This window comes from Meridianimarinicoccus marinus, assembly GCF_040689105.1.
Classification (GTDB): Bacteria; Pseudomonadota; Alphaproteobacteria; order Rhodobacterales; family Rhodobacteraceae; genus Meridianimarinicoccus; species Meridianimarinicoccus marinus.
In genome coordinates this window covers 121,340-144,330 of the sequence record NZ_JBFBVU010000010.1, presented here as the reverse complement: position 1 = coordinate 144,330, position 22,991 = coordinate 121,340, and the positions used below count along the sequence as shown (strand labels likewise).

General features: G+C 66.1%; 23 protein-coding genes. 8 read left to right on the top strand and 15 right to left on the bottom strand.

Annotated elements, in window-relative coordinates; all coding sequences use genetic code 11:
• Positions 1-159: 159 nt before the first annotated feature.
• The 9 genes from AB0T83_RS10275 to AB0T83_RS10235 form a co-directional block, all read right to left on the bottom strand.
• Positions 160-285 (bottom strand): hypothetical protein, encoded by a 126-nt coding sequence (locus AB0T83_RS10275; protein WP_366192935.1) that lies wholly within the window; start codon positions 283-285, stop codon positions 160-162.
• Position 286: 1 nt separating this feature from the next.
• Positions 287-1,582 (bottom strand): c-type cytochrome, encoded by a 1,296-nt coding sequence (locus AB0T83_RS10270; RefSeq protein ID WP_366192934.1) that lies wholly within the window; start codon positions 1,580-1,582, stop codon positions 287-289.
• Positions 1,582-2,826, bottom strand: coding sequence for a formate dehydrogenase subunit gamma (locus AB0T83_RS10265; RefSeq protein WP_435891154.1), 1,245 nt, complete (start codon positions 2,824-2,826; stop codon positions 1,582-1,584). Before AB0T83_RS10265 ends, AB0T83_RS10270 begins: the two co-directional genes overlap by 1 nt.
• A 228-nt stretch (positions 2,827-3,054) precedes the next feature.
• A complete protein-coding gene (gene fdh3B / locus AB0T83_RS10260; RefSeq protein WP_366192933.1) occupies positions 3,055-3,648 on the bottom strand; it encodes a formate dehydrogenase FDH3 subunit beta in 594 nt (197 codons plus the stop codon).
• A gap of 11 nt (positions 3,649-3,659) precedes the next feature.
• Positions 3,660-6,668, bottom strand: coding sequence for a formate dehydrogenase subunit alpha (locus AB0T83_RS10255; protein WP_366192932.1), 3,009 nt, complete (start codon positions 6,666-6,668; stop codon positions 3,660-3,662).
• A 151-nt stretch (positions 6,669-6,819) separates the two neighbouring features.
• Complete coding sequence (locus tag AB0T83_RS10250; RefSeq protein ID WP_366192931.1) at positions 6,820-7,011, bottom strand: twin-arginine translocation pathway signal protein; 192 nt, start codon at positions 7,009-7,011, stop codon at positions 6,820-6,822.
• 55 nt (positions 7,012-7,066) lie between these two features.
• On the bottom strand, positions 7,067-7,675 hold the full coding sequence (locus AB0T83_RS10245) for a TorD/DmsD family molecular chaperone (RefSeq protein ID WP_366192930.1): 609 nt from the start codon (positions 7,673-7,675) through the stop codon (positions 7,067-7,069).
• Positions 7,676-7,690: 15 nt separating this feature from the next.
• The gene (locus AB0T83_RS10240) at positions 7,691-8,305 is read right to left on the bottom strand and encodes a DUF3306 domain-containing protein (protein ID WP_366192929.1); all 615 of its coding nucleotides are present in this window, start codon (positions 8,303-8,305) and stop codon (positions 7,691-7,693) included.
• Entirely contained in the window at positions 8,302-8,823 is a 522-nt protein-coding gene (locus AB0T83_RS10235) for a DUF3305 domain-containing protein (RefSeq protein WP_435891153.1), read from the bottom strand. Before AB0T83_RS10235 ends, AB0T83_RS10240 begins: the two co-directional genes overlap by 4 nt.
• A 319-nt stretch (positions 8,824-9,142) precedes the next feature.
• On the opposite strand from AB0T83_RS10235, the gene AB0T83_RS10230 reads away from it, so the two are divergent.
• Positions 9,143-11,101, top strand: coding sequence for a 4Fe-4S binding protein (locus AB0T83_RS10230; RefSeq protein WP_366192928.1), 1,959 nt, complete (start codon positions 9,143-9,145; stop codon positions 11,099-11,101).
• Here the strand turns inward: AB0T83_RS10230 and AB0T83_RS10225 are convergent.
• The gene (locus AB0T83_RS10225) at positions 11,095-11,832 is read right to left on the bottom strand and encodes a hypothetical protein (RefSeq protein WP_366192927.1); all 738 of its coding nucleotides are present in this window, start codon (positions 11,830-11,832) and stop codon (positions 11,095-11,097) included. The genes AB0T83_RS10230 and AB0T83_RS10225 overlap by 7 nt on opposite strands.
• A gap of 92 nt (positions 11,833-11,924) precedes the next feature.
• Between AB0T83_RS10225 and AB0T83_RS10220 the strand changes: the two genes are divergently transcribed.
• The 7 genes from AB0T83_RS10220 to AB0T83_RS10190 all read left to right on the top strand — a co-directional run bounded on the left by AB0T83_RS10220 (position 11,925) and on the right by AB0T83_RS10190 (position 17,460).
• Positions 11,925-12,119 (top strand): DUF6494 family protein, encoded by a 195-nt coding sequence (locus AB0T83_RS10220; RefSeq protein ID WP_366192926.1) that lies wholly within the window; start codon positions 11,925-11,927, stop codon positions 12,117-12,119.
• Position 12,120: 1 nt separating this feature from the next.
• Positions 12,121-13,188, top strand: a complete 1,068-nt coding sequence (locus AB0T83_RS10215) for an Mrp/NBP35 family ATP-binding protein (protein ID WP_366192925.1) — start codon at positions 12,121-12,123, stop codon at positions 13,186-13,188.
• Complete coding sequence (locus tag AB0T83_RS10210; RefSeq protein ID WP_366192924.1) at positions 13,185-13,907, top strand: biotin/lipoate--protein ligase family protein; 723 nt, start codon at positions 13,185-13,187, stop codon at positions 13,905-13,907. Before AB0T83_RS10215 ends, AB0T83_RS10210 begins: the two co-directional genes overlap by 4 nt.
• Position 13,908: 1 nt before the next feature.
• Positions 13,909-14,391, top strand: a complete 483-nt coding sequence (locus AB0T83_RS10205; protein ID WP_366192923.1) for a DUF6505 family protein — start codon at positions 13,909-13,911, stop codon at positions 14,389-14,391.
• 4 nt (positions 14,392-14,395) lie between these two features.
• Positions 14,396-15,832, top strand: coding sequence for an FAD-binding oxidoreductase (locus AB0T83_RS10200; protein WP_366192922.1), 1,437 nt, complete (start codon positions 14,396-14,398; stop codon positions 15,830-15,832).
• Between the two features lie 79 nt (positions 15,833-15,911).
• Positions 15,912-16,682 (top strand): metal ABC transporter ATP-binding protein, encoded by a 771-nt coding sequence (locus AB0T83_RS10195; protein ID WP_366192921.1) that lies wholly within the window; start codon positions 15,912-15,914, stop codon positions 16,680-16,682.
• Positions 16,672-17,460, top strand: a complete 789-nt coding sequence (locus AB0T83_RS10190; RefSeq protein WP_366192944.1) for a metal ABC transporter permease — start codon at positions 16,672-16,674, stop codon at positions 17,458-17,460. Before AB0T83_RS10195 ends, AB0T83_RS10190 begins: the two co-directional genes overlap by 11 nt.
• Here the strand turns inward: AB0T83_RS10190 and AB0T83_RS10185 are convergent.
• The 5 genes from AB0T83_RS10185 to AB0T83_RS10165 all read right to left on the bottom strand — a co-directional run bounded on the left by AB0T83_RS10185 (position 17,457) and on the right by AB0T83_RS10165 (position 22,896).
• The gene (locus AB0T83_RS10185) at positions 17,457-18,263 is read right to left on the bottom strand and encodes a metallophosphoesterase family protein (protein ID WP_366192920.1); all 807 of its coding nucleotides are present in this window, start codon (positions 18,261-18,263) and stop codon (positions 17,457-17,459) included. The genes AB0T83_RS10190 and AB0T83_RS10185 overlap by 4 nt on opposite strands.
• Entirely contained in the window at positions 18,264-19,046 is a 783-nt protein-coding gene (locus tag AB0T83_RS10180) for a rhomboid family intramembrane serine protease (RefSeq protein WP_366192919.1), read from the bottom strand.
• A complete protein-coding gene (gene xrtD / locus AB0T83_RS10175) occupies positions 19,043-20,650 on the bottom strand; it encodes a VPLPA-CTERM-specific exosortase XrtD (protein WP_366192918.1) in 1,608 nt (535 codons plus the stop codon). Before xrtD ends, AB0T83_RS10180 begins: the two co-directional genes overlap by 4 nt.
• A gap of 111 nt (positions 20,651-20,761) precedes the next feature.
• Positions 20,762-22,285: a hypothetical protein gene (locus AB0T83_RS10170; protein WP_366192917.1), complete on the bottom strand. Its 1,524-nt coding sequence runs from the start codon at positions 22,283-22,285 to the stop codon at positions 20,762-20,764.
• A gap of 14 nt (positions 22,286-22,299) precedes the next feature.
• Entirely contained in the window at positions 22,300-22,896 is a 597-nt protein-coding gene (locus tag AB0T83_RS10165; RefSeq protein ID WP_366192916.1) for a polysaccharide biosynthesis/export family protein, read from the bottom strand.
• Positions 22,897-22,991 lie beyond the last annotated feature (95 nt).

The following is a 22,991-nucleotide window of genomic DNA, read 5'->3' as shown; positions in this document are numbered from 1 at the left end:
GTGCCTTTCCGGCCGGGGAGGGGGCGAGTCGCGCCCTCGTTTCCCCTGCGCTAGCACGTGGCCCGCGCCCCGGCCACGGCTTTCTCGGAATGGGCGCCGATGCCCGAAGACACGGCGGATAGTGGCCACGAATGCCTCAGGCTTGGGCGGAAAAGGCCGCTATTCCAGCCGCACCGAATCGCCGCTTGTGCGCTCGGCCGCGGAAAACCCCGCCCGTTGCAGGATCTGGTCTGCCGCAAAGGCGATGACGATGACGGCGGCAAACGCCAGGAACATGGCTTTCATGTCACTCTCCGGTCGATGAGGTGGCGCGGCGCAGGAAGGCGATGAGATCGGCACGATCCTGCGGGGCGGTGATCCGTTGCATGGGCATCTTGGTGCCCGGAATGAAATGGTCGGGGCCGAGGTCGAACAGCTGGTCGATGGCGGCGGCATCCCAGGCGAAATCGGCCTCGGTCAGGGTCTTGGAATAGCTGTAGTCCGGCAGGGCGCCCGCCGGGCGTCCGAACACCCCGTGCAGGCTGGGCCCGGCGCGCCGGGCGCTGTCGGGGGTCAGGCTGTGGCAGATCGAGCATTTGCGGGCGAACTGACGCTCGCCATTGGTCATTTCGGCGGGGTCGCGCAGATAGGGGCGGTCGGGGGCGGCCATGGGATCCTGATCGTCCAGCGTGTCCAACGGCCAGGAATATACCGTCGGATCCAGCCCGGCGGCGTGGAGGTTCTGCCCGTCGGGCGAGAACGCCAGCGCCCAGATCGGCCCGGTCAGAGAGGCGCGGAAGTCGCCCGCGATCCGCCAGGACTGGGTATCGAGCACCATGATGTAGCCCTCGCCATCGCCCACGGCCAGCCGCTGTGCTGTGGGGCTATGGGCCATGGCCAGGATCGGGCGGCGGTCCAGCGTGAAATCGGCCAGCGCCGTGCCGGTATCGGGATCGATGATGCGCGTGACCCCGTCCACCGCGCCATAGGCCAGCCAGCTGGGCGTGGCGATCAGGGTGTTGACGCCGAAGCCATTGGTCAGAAGCTGGCGGGTCTCGGCGCCCGAGGCCGTGTTCCAGTAGCGCACCGTGCCATCGACCCCGGCCGAGATCAGGCGCTGATCATTCTGGGCAAAGGTCACCGCGTTGACGCCGCTGGCATGGCCGCGCAGCAGGACCGGGGGCGTGTCAGCGGTAAGGTCCAGCAGCGCGATGGTGCCATCCCAGCTGGCACTGGCGGCGCGGGTGCCATCGGCGCTGACCGCCAGACCCATCACCTTGCCCTTGTGCTGGAACAACTCGGTCGCGGTGCCATCCGGCAGCGACCACAGCACCACCCGGAAATCATCGCCGGCCGAGATCAGCCGGTCAGCCGCCGCGAAGGCCACCGTGTTCACCGCCGCGCGATGGTCGTCCAGCCAGCGCGGGGCGGTGCCCTGCCACAGGCCCACGGCATTGTCGAAACTGGCGCTGGCGATGGTGCCGTCGGTGGCCACGGCCAGCCCTTTGACCGGGCCGCCATGGCCTTTCAGCGTGAAGAATTCCGACGCTTGCGCCAGCCCCGGTAGGGCCAGCGCCAGAAGCAGGGCCGCGGCGCGGGGCATCACTCGGCGGGGCTGTGCTGTCCGCCGGCGGAAGTGGCGGCGGTCTTGCCCTTCTCCTCCAGCTCCTTGACCCAGAGGCCGTGGTGCTCGCGCGCCCATTGTTCCTCGACCTCGCCCGAGCCCATGGCGTCGAAGGCGCCCTCCATGCCGACCGAGCCCAGGTAGATATGGGCGATGATGATGGCCATGAAAACGAAGGCGACGATGGCGTGCCAGGCCTGGCTCAGCTGCATTTCCTGATGCGGCGCCATCTGTTCGGGCAGGGGAGCAAGTCCCAGCCAGCCGGGGATCGGGGTGTCGTTCAGGATCACGAAGGTCTTGGCGAACATCGGCATCTCGAAGGGGAACAGCAGCGACAGGCCGGAAATCGAGATCGACACCCCCAGCACCACGCAAGACCAGAAGATGATCTTCTGTCCGCCGTTGAACTTGCGGGCCGGTGGATGGACGTTCTTGGAAAACAGCCCGCCGGCGACGGCGAACCACTTCAGGTCATGGCGGTTGGGAATATTGTGGACCAGCCACATGACGGTGATCATCACCAGCCCCAGCATGAAGGCCCAGGCGACGTTGTTGTGCACCCATTTCGACACCTGCGCCAGTTGCGCATAGGCATCCTTGCCCAGAAGCGGGATCAGCCCCTTGCGGCCGAAGAACACGATCAGCCCGGTGAAGGCCAGCAGCAGGAACGACCCCGCGAACAGCCAATGCCCGAAGCGTTCGATGCTGGAAAACCGCAAGACCTTGTGCCCGGTCTTTTCACCGTCGATGCGGATCTTGCCGCGCAGCAGATAGAACAGCAGCAGCAGGCCGATCATGCCCAGCAGGGCATAGCCGCCATAGGTGGCCAGCGGGCCCTGCCGGAATTCCAGCCATTTCATGCCGCTGTCCTGGATCAGCACGTCCGAGGCCGGGCCATCGTTCGAGACTGTTACATCCGCGCTGCCATAGCGCAGGGCGCGGTAGACTTCCGAATCCGAGGCACCGCCCAGGGTGCCCAGTTGCGCGGCGATGGCGGCGGCAGCATCGGGGTCGCCGGTGGCGTTGCGCCGGAAACTGTCGTCGATCTTCTCGCCGCGCTGGCGGGCAAGGATGTCTTCCAGCGTCTGGGCGCCGCCGGTGGCGCTGCGGTCCGGTGCGGCGGTGGCTTCGGGCGCGGCCTCCTGCGCAGCGGCGGCGGTCAGACTGCCCAGGCAAAGGAACAGGGCCAGAACTGCGTGTTTGAGCATGGTCACTCTCTCCATGACATCGGTGTGCCGCAAAGGGCGCGGAGGGGTTCGGGCCGGACCCGGCCTTTCCCTAACGTAGCATTTGCGGGGCATTTGCCCAGCGGATCAATTCGGGGCGCGGTCGCCACGTGGTGGGATCACGATACGGGCAGGATCGCGCGAAAAACAATGGGTCAAAGGGTCGGGCGGCGGCCCTTTGCAGGAAGGGCCGCCGCCGTGTTTCAGCCTTGGAAGAAAGCCGGCTCAGCCGCCTTTCTGGTCATAGGCCGTGCCCCAGCCCCAGGCGCCGGAGCCGAAGCCGCGGGCCACCACGCGTTCGCGGTAGATGGCCGAGACCACGTCGCCATCGCCGGCCAGAAGCGCCTTGGTCGAACACATCTCGGCGCAGAGCGGCAGTTTGCCCTCGGCGATCCGGTTGCGTCCGTACTTCTGGAATTCGGCGGTGGAGTGGGTCTCTTCCGGGCCACCGGCGCAGAAGGTGCATTTGTCCATCTTGCCACGGGATCCGAAGTTGCCCGCCTGCGGGTATTGCGGTGCGCCGAAGGGGCACGCGTAGAAGCAATAGCCGCAGCCGATGCACAGATCCTTGGAATGGAGCACCACGCCGTCTTCGGTCTGATAGAAGCAATCCACCGGGCAGACCGCCATGCAGGGCGCGTCCGAACAGTGCATGCAGGCGACCGAGATCGATCGCTCGCCCGGATTGCCGTCGTTGATGGTAACGACCCGTCGCCGGTTGATGCCCCAGGGCACCTCGTGCTCGTTCTTACAGGCCGTGACGCAGGCGTTGCATTCGATGCAGCGCTCGGCGTCGCAAAGGAACTTTGCTCGTGCCATTGGTGTCCTCCTTATGCCGACCAGATTTTGCAGAGAGTGGTCTTGGTCTCCTGCATCTGGGTCACGCTGTCATAACCATAGGTCTGGGCGGTGTTGGTGGATTCCCCCAACACATAGGGATCAGCGCCAGTGGGGTATTTCGACCGCTGGTCCTCGCCCTGGAAGTGGCCGCCGAAGTGGAAGGGCATGAAGGCCACGCCTTCGCCCACCCGGTTGGTGACCATGGCCATGACCTTGACCTTGCCGCCCTCCGGGCCTTCGACCCAGACCTGTGCGCCGTCCCGCACGCCAAGGTTGTTGGCGTCGCGCGGGTTGATCTCGACGAACATGTCCTGCTGAAGCTCGGCCAGCCAGGGGTTGGACCGGGTTTCATCACCGCCGCCTTCGTATTCGACCAGACGCCCCGAGGTGAGGATGATCGGATACTCCTGGCTGAAGTCGTTCTTCTGGATCGACGCGTAGAGCGTCGGCAGACGATAGAACTTCCGGTCCTCATAGGTGGGATAGTCGGCCACCAGATCGCGCCGCGGCGTGTACAGCGGCTCGCGGTGGATCGGCACCGGATCGGGAAACGTCCAGACGACGGCGCGGGCCTTGGCGTTGCCGAAGGGCGCGCATTCATGGGCGATGGCGACCCGCTGGATGCCGCCCGACAGGTCGGTCTTCCAGTTGATCTTGCCGATGGCCTCGCCCGAGCTGGACCAGATCGCCTCGATGGCGTCCGGCGTCTCGCCGCTTTCCAGATCGGCTTCGGCAATGTCGCTCAGCGGGAAGCTGCTGGCGTCATACTGACCGTCGGCGATGGCCTGGATGGCCGCCCATTCGGCGCTGGTCAGATCCTTGTCCCAGCCAAGGTCATGCAGCATGGCCATGGTGAACTCGGGATAGCCGTCCTGGATTTCCGACCCTGCGGAATAGACCCCTTCGGCCAACAGGTTGTCGCCGTCGCGTTCCACTCCGAACCGGGCACGGAAGGTCAGACCGCCTTCGGACACCGGCTTGGACATGTCATAGAGGTTCGGCGTGCCCGGATGCCCCATTTCGGGCGTGCCCCAGCACGGCCACGGCAGGCCGTAGTAGTCCCCGTCAGCCGGTCCGCCGATCGCCTGCAACGTGGTGCGGTCGAAGGTGTGCTGGTTCGCCATGTGCAGCTTGATCCGCTCTGGCGATTGCCCGGTATAGCCCACCGTCCACATGCCGCGGTTGAACTCGCGGGTCACGCTTTCGATGTTGGGGGTTTCGGGGTCCTCCATCTCGATGTTGCGGAAGAACCGGTCGGCCCAGCCGAACTTGTTGGCGAATTTGGCCATGATCACATGATCGGGCTTGGATTCGAACAGCGGCGCCATGATCTGGTCGCGCCATTGCAGCGACCGGTTCGAGGCAGTGACCGACCCGCGGGTCTCGAACTGGGTCGTGGCCGGCAGCAGGTAGACACCATCGGTGCGATCGTGCAGCACCGCCGAAACGGTCGGGAACGGATCGACCACGACCAGCATGTCGAGCTGCTCCATCGCCGTCTTCATTTCCGTCATCCGGGTCTGCGAGTTGGGCGCGTGGCCCCACAGGACCATGGCACGCACCGCATTGGGCTGATCGGTGTTGGCCGGATCCTCAAGAACCCCGTCGATCCAGCGCGACACCGGGATGCCGGTCAGGTTCATCAGGTTGCTGTCCTTGCCATCGGCGCTTTTCACCGTGGCGAACTGGCCTTTCAGCCATTCGGGATCTTCTTCCCAGACACGGGCCCAATGCGACCAGGCTCCTGCGGTCAGACCGTAGTAGCCCGGCAGCGTGTGGCTGAGAACACCCAGGTCGGTTGCACCCTGCACGTTGTCGTGGCCGCGGAAGATATTGGTGCCGCCGCCCGAGGTGCCCATGTTGCCAAGGGCGAGCTGCAGGATGCAGTAGGCACGGGTGTTGTTGTTGCCGTTGGTGTGCTGGGTGCCACCCATGCACCAGATCACGGTGCCGGGACGGTTGTTGGCCAGCGTCCGCGCCACCCGGCGCAGCTGGCTTCCGGGCACGCCGGTCACACGTTCGACCTCTTCAGGGTTCCACGCGGCGACTTCCTCGCGGATCTGGTCCATGCCCCAGACACGGGTGCGGATGAACTCGCGGTCTTCCCAGCTGTTTTCGAAGATGTGCCACAGGATGCCCCAGACCAGCGCCACGTCGGTGCCGGGACGGAAGCGCACGTATTCATCGGCATGGGCGGCGGTGCGGGTGAACCGCGGGTCGCAGACGATGACGGGTGCGTTGTTCTGTTCCTTGGCGCGCAGGATGTGCACCAGCGAAACCGGGTGGGCTTCGGCCGGGTTGCCGCCGATCAGGAAGATCGCCTTGGAGTTGTGGATGTCATTGTACGAGTTCGTCATCGCCCCGTAGCCCCAGGTGTTCGCAACACCTGCAACCGTGGTCGAGTGACAGATCCGGGCCTGGTGATCCACGTTGTTCGTGCCCCAGTAGGCGGCGAACTTGCGGAACAGATAGGCCTGTTCGTTGTTGTGCTTGGCCGAACCCAGCCAATAGACGCTGTCGGGGCCGCTTTCCTCGCGGATCTGCAACATCTTGTCGCCGATCTCGTCGATCGCCTGTTCCCAGGAAATCCGGACCCATTCGCCGTTTTCCTTTTTCATCGGGTACTTCAGGCGGCGTTCGCCATGGGCATGTTCGCGGACAGCAGCACCCTTGGCGCAATGGGCGCCCAGGTTGAACGGGCTGTCCCAGCCGGGCTCTTGCCCGATCCAGACACCGTCGCTGACCTCGGCAATCACGGTACAGCCGACCGAGCAGTGGGTGCAGACCGATTTGACGGTCTCCACGGCGCTGCTGATCGCGGCCTGGGCCGATGCGCGGGTCACGGTTCCGCCGGTGGCACCAATGGCCGCCAGCCCGCCGATGGCCAGTCCCGATCCGCGCAGGAAGGCGCGGCGGTCGACGGATGTCTCGGCGATGTTGTTCAGGATACTTGTCCGCTGGGAGCGTCGCGCAACCCCGTTGGTCTTTTTCCTCAGCATGTTTCTCTCTCCTCGCTGGCGCAGGCACGGGGCCGTTGCGGGCTTGGTGTTGCAAATCCTTGAAGCGGTCGGGCGTCACGCAACCAGTTGCCTCAGGGTCGGGGGTGTCAGCGTCCGGTCGGGCCGGGCGGCAACGGATCGGGCAGGCCGGTCAGAACCGGGCGCTGTCCAGATAGGCGCGGGTATGCGCGGTGTCCTGGATCCGGGTTTCCCCGGTCGGCGCCTCGTCAGCCTGGGCAGCCGTGCCGCCCACTGCCGCTGCGGCAATTGCCGCCGGGGCCGAGACCGACGCAAGCTTGAGGAAGTCGCGCCGGCTGGCGCCGTCCTCTGTCTTGTCGCTCATCGCGTTTCTCCTTTGGTTGCACCGCGCGCGGACGCACGGCAGGGAATGCAGGGCCTCACGCCTCTGCGGTCATTCGGAAAGCTTCGCGCTCGATCTCCATGAACACCCGGCCAATGGTGCCGACCGAGGCGTAGAGAACCGAGTGTTGCGCGGCTTCCAAATCTGAAAAGAAATGCGCGGCCCAGGGGCCGATATGCTTGTTCCAGAACGTCTTTTGCACGTTCAGGGCCGCCGGCGCGCCGAAGCGGCCCAGGATCAGCCCGGACATCATCTCCATCAGCGAGGCGATGTTGTCTTCGGGTTCATAGACGTTCTCGGCCCGCGTGATCTGTTGCGCGGCCATGTCCTGGCGCAATTGCGCCAGCGGCTTTTCGTTCAGGAACCCGGTCAGGTAGTAGCTGGCATAAGGCAGCAGCTCGCCCCGGCCCAGCCCGATGAACAGCGCGTTGAACTCGGTCTCGACGGCCTTGGGCTTGGAAACCCTCGCCACCCGCGCCAGCGCGCCGATGGCCTGTCCCAGATCGCTGTCGTCGCCCGACAGCGCGGCGCATTTTTTCAGCATCTCCGCCGAGGCCGGCGCCGCCAGCAGCGCCCCCAGAAAATCGTAAAGATCGGCACGCAGCCGGTCTTCTTCAGCAATCTCAAGGGCCGTGGCCATGGTCATCGGGTCTCCTTTCGGTCAGTCGGCAAAGGCAAAGCGCATCCGCCGCCGCATCGGGGCGGCCTGCGGTTCGGGGTCAATGTAGGCGGGGCCTGCGTCGGGCGCGTCTTGCGCCTGGGCAACGGTCTGCATGTCGGGTTCGGCGGGCAGCGGGTCGTCGTCGGGCAGCGCGTCTTCCGCCTCGGGCGCGTCTGTCACAGCGACCGCCTCTTCGGGCGCGGCCTTGTCCGCCTCCGCGTCCTCTTCGGACAGTTTCCGAACGATGCCCTTGCCCACCTCATAGACGGTTTGCATGTTCTCCACGACGGTGGCGGCGTCGGTGTAGTCCTCGCCATAGTCCACAAGCTCATCGACGTTGGCCAGCACCGGGTTGGTCAGCCACAGCTTGCGCAGGGCGCGGCGGCGGATGCGTTCAGGCACGCGGCGGGCAAGGAAAGCGGTGAAATCGTCGCCCTGGGACAGGCTGTCGGGGTCGGGCAGATCCAGTTCGGCGAGGATTTCATCGTCGGTCTTTTCGTCCAGCGCGGCCTGTTCCCCGGCCAGTTGCGCGGCATCGACGGCCTGTGCCTCGGCCGCCTGTTCGGCTTCGACGGCGGCCTTGCGGCGGGACCAGAAATCGCTGCGCGCGGTCATTGCAGACCCGCCTTCCGCCGCGGCGCGCGGTAGACGTCGGTCAATTGTTCGATGCGGGAATCGCCGATGCCGTCTTCGACCAGATCCACACGTTTCTTGTCGCGGCGGCGCTTGATGAACACCTCGTCCTCGTGGTGGGTGTCGATGAACGCCTGCACCCAGGCGATCAGCCCGGCGCTCATCGGCACTTTCTCGACGATCTCTTCCCCGCTGTCGGCATAATCCTGCGCCTCGTAGGGCGAGGCGGTCACCAGATGCACCTCATAGGGCATCCGGGCGTCTGTCGCGGTGGCTTCGCGCAGGATCACGTAGATGCAGGGCGGGTTGTCGGCCAGACCGACGCGATAGGCTTCGGTGTCCGTGGCCCAGAGGGTCAGCGGAACCGTATCCGCATGATATTCCACGGTCTCACCGTCGCGGCGCAACTCACGCCAGTCGGCCGCCTGCGCGCCGGGCAAAATGCCGGACGCGATCCAGTGCCACCTGGCCCACCGGGTTACCCCGGGGGTGCGACGCATGACGACGCCCAAGGGCATCGCCTTCGATGGCGTTGCTGAATGCAAGCCGTACCTCCCTGACACGCATTATTTTTACGCTGTTTAAAAACTATGGCGCGTTCGCTCCGCGCGGGGCAAGAAAATTGTTCCAATTCTTACCTAAACGTGACGAATGGGCCCGCGCATTCAACGTTATAGATGTAATGTGTCGGGCCGCGGTTGTCGGCGGCCCGGCCCGGTCCGCTTGGGCCGGTTCCGGTCGGCGCTTTACCCCGCCCCGGGAATATGCCTACCTGCGGCAACGACGCGGCGGACAACGCTGCGAGTGGGGGGAAGACACATGACGAAAACGGTCCTGCTGTGCACCTGTCTGGGCAGCCAGACACTGGATGCCGATGCGCTGTCTGAGGCCACCGGGCTGCCCTGCACGCGTCCGGTCGAGGCGCTCTGCACCCGCAATCTGGAGCAGGCCACAAAGGCGCTGGAGGCGGGCGAGGTCGTGCTGGCATGTCAGCAAGAGCATGCTTTGTTTGATGAATTGGCCGGAGACCTTGGCGCCCCTGAACCGGTCTTCGTCGATCTGCGCGACCGTGCCGGTTGGTCGGACCAGGGGGCCAAGGCCGGCCCCAAGCAGGCGGCGCTTCTGGCCGAGGCGGTGCTGCCACGGGCCGCGCGCAAGACCCTGGACGTGATCTCGGAAGGGATGTGCCTGATCGTCGGCGCGGGTGAGGTGGCGGTGCAGGCCGCCGCGCAACTGGCCACGGGATTGAGCGTGACCCTGTGTCTGACCGACAACACCGACCCGCCCGAAACCCGTGATTTCGACGTGGTGCGCGGGCAGATCAAATCGGTTTCGGGGGCGCTTGGCGGCTTCAAGGTGCGACTGAATGCCCTGCAACAGATGGAACCCGGCGGACGTGGCCCGCGCCGATTCGGTCCGCCGCAGGATGGCGGGCGCTCTGAATGCGATGTGCTGGTCGACCTGACCGGCGGCCCGGCCTTCGTTCCGGCACCGAAAAAGCGCGAAGGTTACCTCAGGGCCGATCCGCGCGATCCGCTCGCCGTGGCCCGTCTGTTGACCGAAGCTGTTCAAATGGCGGGCATTTTCGAGAAACCGCTTTACCTGCATCTGGAATCCTCCTTATGTGCGCACACCCGCGCCGGGCAGGTCGGCTGTTCCAAGTGCCTGAATGCCTGCCCGGCCGGAGCGATCACCCCCGATGGCGATCATGTTGCCGTGGACCCGATGGTCTGCGCCGGCTGCGGCATGTGCGCGGCCCTGTGCCCATCCGGTGCGATCAGTTTCGACGATCCGTCCTTCGGGGATCTGACCCGCCGGATCGAGGTTCTCTCGCGGACATATCGCACCGCCGGTGGCACCGCCCCCCGGCTGCTGGTGCATGACGCGGACCATGGGGCCGAGATGATCCGGCTGGCCGCGCGCCATGGTCGCGGACTGCCCGCCGATGTGCTGCCGCTGGAGCTGGAGCGGATTTCCGGGTTTGGTCATGCCGAACAGCTGGCGGCGCTGGCCTGTGGCTTTGCCACGGTCGATCTGCTGCTGGCTCCCACCACCGAACGCGAGGCGCTGGAAAGCGAAACCCGACTGGCCGAGGCCATCGCCGGTCCGGGCAAGCTGCGGCTGCTGGATCCGGCCGAGCCCGACGCCCTGTGCGATCTGCTGTACGGCATCGCGCCAGCGGCCCCGGCCCCCGCACCGATCCTGCCGATGGGCAGCCGCCGGCAGGTGGCGCGGCTGGCCGCCCAGGCGCTGAATCCCGGCATCGAGGCACCGCTGCCGCTGCCCGACACAGCGCCCTACGGTGCCGTTCTGGTGGACACCGAGGCCTGCACCCTGTGCCTGTCCTGCGTGTCGCTGTGCCCCTCGGGCGCGCTGCTGGACAATCCCGACCGGCCGGAATTGCGGTTTCAGGAGGACGCCTGCCTGCAATGCGGCATCTGCCGCACCGTCTGCCCCGAGGACGCCATCACCCTGAAGCCGCAACTGGACCTGTCCGACGCGGCCCTGTCACAGCAGGTGTTGAACGAGGAAGAACCCTTTGCCTGCGTGGAATGCGGCAAGCTGTTCGGCGTGAAATCCACCATCGAGAAAGTCACCGAGAAACTGGCCGGCCAGCATGCCATGTTCGCCCGGCCAGACGCGCTGCGGATGATCCAGATGTGCGACGACTGCCGCGTCAACGCCCAGTTCAAGGCCACCGACAATCCCTTCGCCGTGGGCGAACCGCGCCGCCCGCGCACCACCGACGACTATTTCTCGGACCGCAAGGATCACTGATGCTGCAAGGGCGCGCCCAGATCGGCCGGTGCCAGCACGGACACGAAGGCCAGGATGGCTTCCAGATCGTCGAGGCTCATCTCGACGGGCGCGATGGGCGGCGGCAGGGTCTCGGGGAAAGGCGGCGTGACGCCGGCAATCTGGGTGAAGGCGCCATGCGGGTTCAGGGCATAGAAGGCCTCGAACCGCCGCGACCAGTCGCCCAGCGACCGCAGCACGCCGAAGGACGGAGTCGAGCCCAGCCCGTTCATCCGGTTGCGCGCGCCGACCACATGGCAACGCCCGCAATGGGCATAGGACAGATCCTCGCCCCGTGCGGCGTCGCCGTCGAACACGTGCGCGGTGTCTTCCGCCGCCCCGGCTTCGGGCGCCGTGAAGGCGATGTCCCCATCCTCGGGGGTGAAGCTGGCGATGGTGCGGCGGCCCACGTCCGAACGCAGCCAGTCGGCGAACCGCGCCGCGTGCGGACCCTCGGCGCGGGCCACCCCGTACCGCGCCTGCGGCGATTGCAGCACCGCCGTGCCGCCCGGCGCTTCGGTCAGCTCCATCTGGCCACCCGGCCCCAGCGATACCCGTACCCCGGTCTTCAGTGCGAAACGCGGCAGGATGTACCGCCACAGCCCGCTGTCGGCGATCTCGGACGGCACCGTCAGGACCAGCGACTTGTCCTGCGCCGTGGCGGGGTGGAAAACGGTCAGGCTCAGCCCGAGGGCGAGCATTTTCAGCAACATGCGCAACAGGCTACTCCCTTAGACAGCCTGCGCAACAGGCTAGGCGCGAACAGCAGCGTCCGTCAATTGGCACGTAGAACCGGAGAGACCCGATGAACGACGACTTCAACATGAGCATGCGCAAATTCCTCAAGCAGGTGGGCGTGACCTCGCAGCAGGCCATCGAAGAGGCGCTGCGCGACAAGGGCGCAGCCCCCGGGCAGACCTTTGAGGCCAAGGTGGTGCTGACCGTCGAAGGGCTGGATCTGGAGCACGTGGTGACCGGCAAGATCGGGTCCGGGTCCTGAGATGGCCGCAACGCGGGACGCCGTTCTCGAGGCGCTGAAATCCATCCACGTCCCCGGCGGCGGCACCGACATCGTGGCCGCCGGCGTGGTGCGCGCGCTGGATGTTTCCGACGGGGTGGTGCGCTTCGTGCTGGAAGTGGCCGCGCAGGAGGCCGAAGCCTATGGCACCATCAAGGACGCCGCCGAGGCCGCGGTGAAACGGGTCGACGGCGTTGCTGCGGTGTCCATCGTCATGACCGCCCATGCCGCCAAGGCCCCGCCGCCGGATCTGAAACCGGGGCGGCGCGCCGAGCCGGACGGGCCGCAGCCGGTGCCGGGTATCGCCCGGATCATCGCCGTGGCTTCGGGCAAGGGCGGGGTCGGCAAATCGACGGTTGCGGCCAACCTGGCCTGCGCACTGGCCGCCGAAGGCCGCCGGGTCGGGCTGCTGGATGCCGATGTCTACGGCCCCTCGCAACCGCGGATGCTGGGGGTGTCGGGGCGGCCGGCCTCGCCCGACGGCAAGACCATCCTGCCGATGCGCAACCATGGCGTTACCATGATGTCCATTGGTCTGATGACCAACGAGGATCAGGCGGTGGTCTGGCGCGGCCCGATGCTGATGGGGGCGCTGCAACAGATGCTGACGCAGGTGCAATGGGGGGCGCTGGACGTGCTGATCGTCGATCTGCCGCCGGGCACCGGCGACGTGCAGCTGACCCTGTGCCAGAAGGCGAAGATCGACGGTGCGGTGATCGTCTCGACCCCGCAGGACGTGGCGCTGCTGGATGCGCGCAAGGGCGTGGACATGTTCCGCCAGTTGAACACGCCGATCCTGGGCATGATCGAGAACATGTCGACCCACATCTGTTCGCAATGCGGCCATGAAGAGCATGTCTTCGGCCATGGCGGCGTGGTCGCCGAGGCTGCCAAGATGGGCGTGCCCCTGCTGGCCGAGATCCCGCTGGACTTGCAGATCCGTCTGGCAGCCGACGGCGGCGCGCCAATCGTGGTGACCCAGCCCGACGGGCCGCAAGCACAGGGCTTTCGCCATGTGGCGCGGCAGTTGGTGGAGGCCGGGCAGGCATGACCGATCTGGATGCACCTCCCGGCGATCCGGTGTTCCCGCCGCTGTTCTCCGGCCTGGCGGTCACCGGCGCGACCGACCCGTTCGACACCGCCCGGATGCAGGCCGCGCGCGGCTGCGATGCCGGGCTGGTGGTCTACAACGTGCAGGCCGACCGGCTGCGCGCCGCCGTGGTGCTTGCCCCCGAGGTTCCGCTGGCGCAGGCGTTGACCATGCTGCCGCTGGCGGCGGTGGGGTTCCAGAACGCCCTTGGTGCGCTGGCCCCGCCCGAGGTTGCGGTGCACACAAGCTGGGACGGGGCGCTGTACCTCAACGGTGCGCGCTGCGGCGGCCTGCGGGTGGCGGCGGCGAACGATGCCGCCGATGCACTGCCTGACTGGCTGGTGATCGGGCTGGATCTGCCGCTGATCGAGCTGTCGGAAGATCCCGGCCTGACCCCTGACAGCACCGCGCTGTTCGCCGAAGGCTGCGTCGACGTGCATCCGGTGCATCTGCTGGAAGCCTGGACCCGGCATATGCTGGTCTGGATCAACCGCTGGGAGGATGGCGGCGCTCGCGTCCTGCATGACGACTGGCGCGGGATCGCGCGTGGCATCGGCGCGCCTCTGGACATCCAGAGCCGCAGCGGCACCTTCCTGGGGGTGGACGAGGATTTCGGCCTGCTGCTGCGCGACGCCGAGACCACCCATCTGATCCCGCTGACGACGCTTCTGGAGGACTGACATGAAACTCGCCCGCGCCATCCACTTCGATGACAGCGACCGAAACGTGTTCCACAGCCCCGCCCGCACCGGCGAATGGGCGATCTCGGGGGGGTTCGAGTTCTCCAACTGGTCCGAGGCCGATCTGACCGGCAAGGCGCGTCAGGCCTTTGCCAACGGCTGGCTGGGCATCGAAACCTTCGGTCGGGTCACCGTGGTCGCGGTCACCCAGGTCCAGCCCGCCGAGCGTGCCGCGCTGGACCAAAGCCTGGCCGAACACTTCGTGACCTATTACGGCGCGCCCTCGGTCGAGGCAGCCCTGCCGGTGGCGCGGGAAGAACTGGACCATATGGCCGCCCTGTGCGACGAGCATCCCGCCAACACCCTGCTGACCGTCAGCCGCGAACTGACCCCGGCCGGCGTGCGGGAAAGTTATCGGTTCATCCCGCCGCAACAGGCCGGGCTGGACCAGTTTGCCATCCACGGGGATGCAGAACCGGAGTAGACCGATGCCCTCAGACACCGTCACCCTGCCGCCGCGCGATGAAGCCGCCGTCGCCGGTGTGATCGACACCCTGCGCGGCCAGATGGGCGACCGGGTGCAGACCGGCGCCGCCATCCGCGCCCAGCACGGCCACACGACGACATGGCTGGCAACGCAGGCCCCCGACGCGGTGGTCTTCGTGCGCAGCACCGAAGAGGTGCAGGCAGTGGTGCGGGCCTGTGCTGCGGCAAGGGTCCCGGTGATTCCCTATGGTACCGGGACTTCGCTGGAAGGGCATCTGAACGCGCCCGCCGGTGGCATCAGCATCGACCTGTCGGCCATGGATCAGGTGCTGGAAGTCAACGCCGCCGATCTGGATTGCCGGGTGCAGCCCGGTGTGACCCGCACGGCGCTGAACACCTATCTGCGCGACACGGGGCTGTTCTTCCCGGTCGATCCCGGCGCCGATGCCTCGCTGGGCGGCATGGCGGCGACGCGGGCCTCGGGCACCAACGCGGTGCGCTATGGCACCATGCGCGACGCGGTGCTGGGGCTGAAGGCGGTGCTGCCCAACGGCGAGGTGATGACCTCGGCCCACCGCGCGCGCAAAACCTCGGCCGGCTATGACCTGACACGGCTGATGGTCGGCTCGGAAGGCACGCTGGGCATCATCACCGAACTGACCCTGCGGTTGCACGGCATCCCCGATTCGATCTCGGCGGCGACCTGTGCCTTCCCAACCGTCGAAGATGCCTGCAATACCGCCATCGAGGCCCTGCAGATGGGTCTGCCGGTGGCGCGCATGGAACTGATGGATGCGCTGTCGGTAAAAGCCGTGAACCTGCATTCCAAGCTGGGCCTGCCGGAAACGCCGATGCTTCTTCTGGAGTTCCACGGGTCCGCCGCCGGGGTGGCGGAACAGGCGGAATCCTTCGGCCTGATCGCCGAGGAGCACGGCGGGCAGGGCTTCCGCTGGACCGCCAACCCGCAGGAGCGCAACAAGCTGTGGCAAGCCCGGCACGACGCCTATTGGGCGTTCCACACCCTGATGCCCGGCCTCAAGTCGGTGTCCACCGATGTCTGTGTCCCGATCTCGTCCCTTGCGGAATGTGTGGCCCGCGCCCGTGAAAAGGCCGAGGGCATGGATCTGACGACGCCGGTTCTGGGCCATGTGGGGGATGGCAACTTTCATATGCTGGTGCCCTTGCAGGAAGGCGATCCCGACCAGATGCGGCGGGTCAAGGGCTTCCTCGGCTGGCTGGCGGAGCTTGCGATCTCCTATCAGGGGACCTGCACCGGCGAACATGGGATCGGGCAGGGCAAGATGCCCTATCTGGTGGCTGAGCTGGGTCCCGAGGCCGTCGCTGTCATGCGGGCGATCAAGGGGGCGGTGGACCCGCTCAACATCATGAACCCCGGCAAGATCTTCGACCTGGGCAACGCTGGGCCACTGCAGACCTAGGGCTGTCTGCGAAACGGAATGGACATTTGCGCCGCGTCCCGGCATGTAGATGCGCCTTGGGAACCCGGCGGAGGTGCACGTGGCCCTGTTATCTGCAAACTCGGTTTCGGTGTTCCGGGACGGCCGTCTGGTTCTGGACGGCGTGGACATGAGCGTCGATCGCGGCGAGATCGTGACCATCGTCGGGCCGAACGGCTCGGGCAAATCGACCCTGCTGGAAACCCTGATCGGCGCCATCCGCCCTGACCGGGGCAAGATCCGCAGGGCGCCAAGGCTGCGCATCGGCTATGTTCCGCAATCGCTGCACATCGATCCGTCGATGCCGATGCCGGTGCGCCGCTTTCTGGCGCTGCCGCATCCCCATGACCGGCTGTCGCGCGCCCGCGCGCTGGCCCAGGTCGGGCTGAGCGAGGCGGTCGAGGACCAGCCGATGACCGGCCTGTCGGGCGGTCAGTTCCAGCGCGTGCTGCTGGCCCGCGCCATCCTGATGGAGCCCGACCTTCTGGTGCTGGACGAGGCCACCCGCGGGCTGGACCAGCCCGGAACCGCTGCCTTCTATGAAATCGTCGAGGATCTGCGGCAGGTGTTGAACTGCGGCGTGCTGATGGTCAGCCACGATCTGCATGTGGTGATGAGCGCGAGCGACCGGGTGATCTGCCTGAATGGTCACATCTGCTGTCATGGCACGCCCGAGATCGTGGCCTCGGCGCCGGAATACCGGGCGCTGTTTGGCATGGGCACGCGCGGGACGCTGGCCCTGTATCGCCACACCCATGACCACGCCCATGACGCCGACCACGACTGCGACCACGACCATTCCCAAGGTGACGGGGGCCATCATGCTGGATGACTTCCTGATCCGCGCCGCCATCGCCGGGGTTGGCGTGGCGGTGGCTGCCGGTCCGTTGGGCTGCTTCATCGTCTGGCGGCGGATGGCCTATTTCGGCGATGCCACGGCGCATGCCGCCCTTCTGGGGGTGGCGCTGTCCTTTGCCTTTTCCTTTTCGCTGTTTGTCGGGGTGCTGGCGGTGGCGCTGGTGCTGTCGCTGGCGGTGTCGGGCCTGTCGGCGCGCGGCTATCCGGTGGACACGCTGCTGGGGGTCTTTGCCCATGGCGGGCTGGCGGTGGGGCTGGTGGTGATGGCCCTGATCCCCGGCTTGCGGGTCGATCTGATGGGGGTGCTGCTGGGCGATATCCTGGCGGTGGGCAAGGCGGATCTGGCGGTAATCTGGACCGGCGCGGCACTGGTGCTGGGGTTGCTGGCCTGGCGGTGGGCGCCGCTGCTGACGGCGACGCTGAACGCCGATCTGGCCCATGCCAGCGGCATCGACCCGCGCCGGGAACAGTTGATCCTGACCGTCGCGCTGGCGGTGGTGGTGGCGGTCTCGCTGAAGGTGGTGGGGGCACTGCTGATCTCGGCCATGCTGATCATCCCGGCCGCCACGGTGCGGCCGCTGGCGCGCACGCCGGAGTGGATGGCGGCGCTGGCCGTGGCGGCAGGGGCGTTGTCGGCGCTACTGGGGCTGTGGCTGTCGATGGTGGCGGACACGCCGACCGGGCCGTCGATCGTGGCGGTGGCCACCGGGCTTTTCGCGGTAACCGCCGGGGTGCGGGCGCGCCGGGGCTAGGCTTTGGCCTGCAGAAACCGGGGCGCTTCGCCGGGTGCCAGAACCGCGCAGCTCAGCACGCCATAGGCGAAAGCGCCGGTATCGACGCTGATCCGCCCGGCCTCGGCCACCGGCGGCACAGTGATGCGGTGGCCGTGGACAACCCAAAGCCCGTCCTGCCGCGCGGCCTGGCGAAACAGCGGCGGTTCCCACAGCATATCCACCTCGGCCTGATCCTCGGGCGTGCGGTCGGGGTGCAGCCCGGCATGAACCGCCACCAGATCACCACTGCGCCACAGCAACGGCAGGCCGCGCACCCAGTCCGTGACCGTTGCGGGGATCGCCGCGCGAGCGGCGACCGCCAGCTCCACCAAAGCCTCGAGATCGGGCAGGCGGCGGGCGACAGTCACGCCGAAGCTGAGCAGGGTCTCGCGGCCGCCGTTGTTCAGCCAGGTCGGCCCCGCACTGACTGGATCGGTGAGAAAATCCAGCATCATCGCCTCGTGGTTGCCGCAAAGGCAATGCACCCGGTCCGGCGCTTGGGATTGGCGCGCCCTGAGATCGGCGAGCACGTCCCGGCTGTCCGGGCCTCGGTCCACGTAGTCACCCACAAGGACCAGATCCGTATCGGACCAGCCGCGCGCCGTTCTGTCGTCCTCGATGGCGGTCAGAAGGGTGGCCAGCAGGTTGGCGCAGCCGTGCACATCCCCGACCACATAGGCGGGTCGGGCCGGGGTGGGGGCAGAGGCGCCGGTGAATTGCCGCTCGGCGCCGGGGCGCAGGGCGGCCAGACCGCGCCGCAATCTGTCGATCGGTGCGGCCATTCAGGTGTCGGGACGATCTTCCGAGCCGAAGCGCCGGCGGCGGCTTTCCGGCAGCACCCGGCGGCCCCAGTAGATCGCCAGCAGCCAGCCGGTGACAAAGCCGCCCAGATGGGTTTCCCAGGCCAGGCTGCCATGCAGCAGCAGGAAGAACACGAGGTTGTAAAGAACCAGGAACGCCAGCGCCCGCAGCGTGACCCAGAGCGGGTCGCCATAGTGGCGGCGATCCAGGTAGTCCCAGCAGACCCAGATGCCGACCAGACCGAACAGCGCCCCCGAGGCGCCGACCATGGGGGCGGGGCTGTTGCTGAGCAGGCCAAACCCCGCGGCGCCGCCGATGGCGCACAGCAAATAGGCCACCAGAAAGCGCTTCTGTCCGATGCGCTGGACGATCACCATGCCGAAGCTGGCCAGCGCAACCATGTTGACGATCAGATGCACCGGCCCGCCGTGGATGAAGGCATAGGTGACGAACATGCTGACGCTCTGGCCGGGGAACACCTCGCGCGCGCCGTGCAGCAAAGAGTTGTGGAAGGCGCCCAGCAGATAGGCGAAGCCACGGGTCGCGCTGCTAAAAAACACGGAGTGGTCGCCGGCGGTCAACACAGCTTCGATCGCGACGGTCAGGACCATGATCGCCAGAAGCGAGATCGGCACCCCCCACAGCAGGAAGCGCGGCCCCCTGGCGGCACCCTTGGGGCCCCAGTGCTGCCCGCCGCGATACCGGCGCTGGATCAGCGCGGCCAGCCCGCTCCCCGAGGCGGAATTTCGGGCGCTGTCACTCACTCGGGCACATAGCGCGGCAATTTCTTGAGCGCCTCCGCCATGAAGACCTGCAACCGAGCCTCCGCCGCAGCCTCGCCGCCGTCCTCATCCGCGATGGGGGTCACGAAGCGCACCAATGCGCCATCCAGGCGGCCCCGGGTCCAGCTGTCGTAGACCACGGTGAACTTGGCCGCGAAATCATTGGTCATGCGGCGGCCGCGCTGTTCGAACCAGTAATAGACCAGCTGTTTGCTCAGCCCCTTCTGGATCACCGCGCGGTTGACTTCGAAGGTGCCATAGACGGTGTCGGGGAAGCTCATCTCATAGGGGGCGAGGCTGAACATCTCCCAGCCGCCGACGGGCAGGCAGACCTCGGGCGAATGGATGCCGCCGCCTTCGGTCTGATTCTCGTAGTAAGCGATAAAGAAGTTGATCGGCATCTCTCTTTCACGGGAGTAGTTGGCAGAGACGTAGTCATCGGCATCCAGCACTGCCGCGACGCTGGGCGACAGCGATTCGAACGAGGCATAGCGGCCGTCGATCTCGCGCGGGAACAGCATGAAGGGCGTGCGGTCCGGCACGATGTGTTGTGGGCTGGGGGCGTTCAGCCACAGCAGCGACATTGTCCCGGACATGCCGATGGCCAGGATCAGCGCCACGCTGGGCACCATGGCCAGCGCCCGCGCCAGGATCGGGCCAAACCCGGATGTGTCCAGATCGATGGCGTCGCCCAGCGGCAGCGGGTTGGGCGTCAGCCGCTGCAGGCAGATCGCCATCAGGAACAGGATGCCGACGCAGGACAGGAAGATGACCCAGCCTTCGAAGAAATGCAGGAAACCCTCGGCCTGTTCGATGCCATAGTAGTTCACCAGGATGCCGATCATGCCGATCCGGAACGAGTTCATCAGCACGGTGATCGGCGCGGCCGACAACAGCAGCACCGCCTTGTGCCACATCGGCCCGCGATACAGGATCGAGAACAGGTAGGAGAACGACAGGATCGGGAAGAGGTAGCGCAGGCCCGAACACGCCTCGGCGACCTGCAGCTTGTAGATGCCCAGATCGATGATGTTGCCGTCCAGGAACACCGGGATCTGCGCCAGTTCCACGAACCAGACCCCGATCTGCGAGGAAATGCCCTGCAGGAAGATCGACAGCTGCCAATACATGAACTGGGGCAGGGGCAGCATGAAGATCAGATGCAGCACCGGCGCCCAGTGGGTCTTGCCGCGTTCCCACCCGAAGATGACCAGAACGACGCCCATCACCCAGATGATGAAGGCATAGGCGACGATGTCGGGGATCAGCACCAGGTTGCCGAAGCCGGCGATCACCAGCCCCAGAAGCAGCACCAGCAGGCCCTGCCAGCGCTTGGCGTCGGGTTCGTACCCGACCTGGGGCACGCGGCGCATCTCGCGCAGGAACAGATACAGCGAGATGACCGGGATCAGCGGCCCGTGGCTGTATTCCGGCGTTGCCCAGTTGACCGCCAATTCGATGAACCCGGCCAGGAAGAACGGGATCGACACAAGGATCAGCAGGACGAAGGCGCCGAAGCCCACGGGGTTCAGCGGCAGGCCGGCAATCGACACGGTCGGCGACTTCGGATCTCCAATCACACTCATCCAACAGATTCCCGTACAAACATCACCACACGTTGTCCCGTCATATAATAACGACGGGTCAAAAGCATTACCCCCTAAGGTAACATGATTGTTGGTCGGTTACGGTTCCGTTCAGAGATCCGACTGCCAATTGCGTCCCAGCCCCAGGAAAACGGCGTTGGACTGCGCCCGGTCCTGCGCTTCGGTATCGCGCAGGCGATAGCGGTAGCCGGTGTTCAGGCTCCAGTCGCGGGTAAGGGCGTGGTTGTAGGCGGCGGTGAGGTTGAAACGATCCTTCTCGGTCTTGCCGGAACTGTCATAGCGCTGAAGCGCACCGCCGACACCGATGTTGAACGAGGACACGCTGTTCACCGCCTGCCGATAGCCCAGGTCCAGCGCCGTGTTGATCACGTTGTCGCCGTTCTGGTCGACGCCGGTGATCTGGGCGAAATCGGCCCAGAACTGCCCGTTCTTCAGGTTGTAGGTATAGGCCAGATCGCCGATCAGCCTCAGGTCGGTGGTGTCGGTGCCCGAAACGCCGATATTGCCATCCAGGCTGCCGGAATCCCAGTTCAGCGACTTGCCGACGGTGGTGTCCAGACGCAGGCCGTTCTCGTCATAGCGGGACGAGGCACCGAAGCGGAAATCTCCATTCTTCTGCGCAACGGTGACGTTGAAGCCGCCGACATATCCCGACTGGAACTTGTCGCCCGAGTTGCGTTTCGTATCGACTTCCGAATAGCCGACCCAGGCGCGCAGGCGCATGCGCTGATTGACCAGGCCATCCATGCCGAAGTTCAGCCGGCGGTGGGTCGAGTCCAGATCGTCAGCGTCGTCTTCCGTCCGGCGTCCGTAGAAACCGCCGGCGGTCAGCTTCAGGATCGGCGACAGCGCAAAGCCGAAATCGGCGGCAATGTCGGCGCGATCGCGGTCGTTCAGGCTCGGATCGGTGGTGTCGTAAAAGTTGACACGGGACAGGTAGCCCACCAGATCGAAGCTGACCGGTCCATTCTGGTTCAGCGAGGCCCCGAAGTTGCCGCGCATGGATTCGCGGCGGCCCTGGCCAAAGGTGTCGTCAAAGTCGCCGTTGATATCCAGGTCACTCAACGGGTTGAAGAAAGCCACATCCACGTTCTGGTAACGCACGTCGAAATCGAGGGAATTGTCACCGACGACGCGCAGATAGCCCAGGTTGAACCGCCAGTCGTCGGCCTCGACGTCATTGCCGAAGGTCGGCAGATCGGTGGCGCGGACATTGACCAGACCGTCGAAGGTGAATTCGTCGGTCAGGGACCGGCGTTCGATCCCGTAGCCCAGGATGTTGTTCCAGATCAGCGCATTGCCGAGGGAATCCTCGCGCAGGTCGTAGTTGTCGTTGAATTCAATGTTGGTGTTGTAGCTGGCCGTCTGGCGCCGTCCCGGCGCGCCCAGCGACAGGCGGCTGAATGCTGGCCGGGCGCCGGTCAGGAAGAACTGGCGGAACGGCTGGTTCCGGTTCACGTTGCGAACCGCCGAATTGTTGATCGGGTTGGTGCCCGTCAAGAGGGGCGGGTTCGCGGACTGGGCAGGAGTCGTGGACTGGGCTGCGGCGGTTACCGCCGCCACGCCCAGTCCCGTTGCCAGACCCAGAGCGATGGCTGGGCGCATGCGTTTCACGGACGGTCTTCCTCTCACTCGAACAGGCGGCGTTCGGGCACCAGAATGACGTCGCCGTCGCGCAGGCGGGCGTTGCCGGAGATCGCGGCGCCCTTGCCCGCTGCCTTCAGGTTGAAGGTATAGACCAGTTCCTGACCGGTTTTCGGATCGGTGCGGCGCAGCTGCACCCGTTTGGTCGCGGCGAAGTTGGTGAAACCGCCGGTCACGGCCAGCGCCTGCAGGAAATTCAGGTCGCTGTCGATGATCTTCTCGCCGGGCTGGTTCACCTCGCCCAGAACGTAGATCTTGATGGACGACCCCGACGACCCGGCCACAGGCGGCGAATTCAACTGGGCAATCGAGACGAAAACGGTCGGCTTGGTGGCGAAATTGGGGGCCAGGGCGGTGGCGAGGCTGCTTTGAACCTGGGTCACCGTGCGGCCCGAGGCCTTGATGGTGCCGGCGAAGGGAAAGGTGATGTTGCCGTCAGGAAGAACCATCGCGGTGCGGTTCAGGCTGGCATCCTCCAGAACCTCGACGTTCACCCGGTCCCCCACCTGCAATGTGTAGTTCTGCGCCGCGCTTGCGGTCGCCATCATCACGAATGCAATGATCCCGATCAGAAATCTCATGGCTCGCTGCCTCTCAGAAAGTTGTGCCTTGGGGGCCGTTTGGGTGCAGCAAGCCACAGGGGCGGCACGCGCGAAAGGCTTTTGTTGCCGCAGGA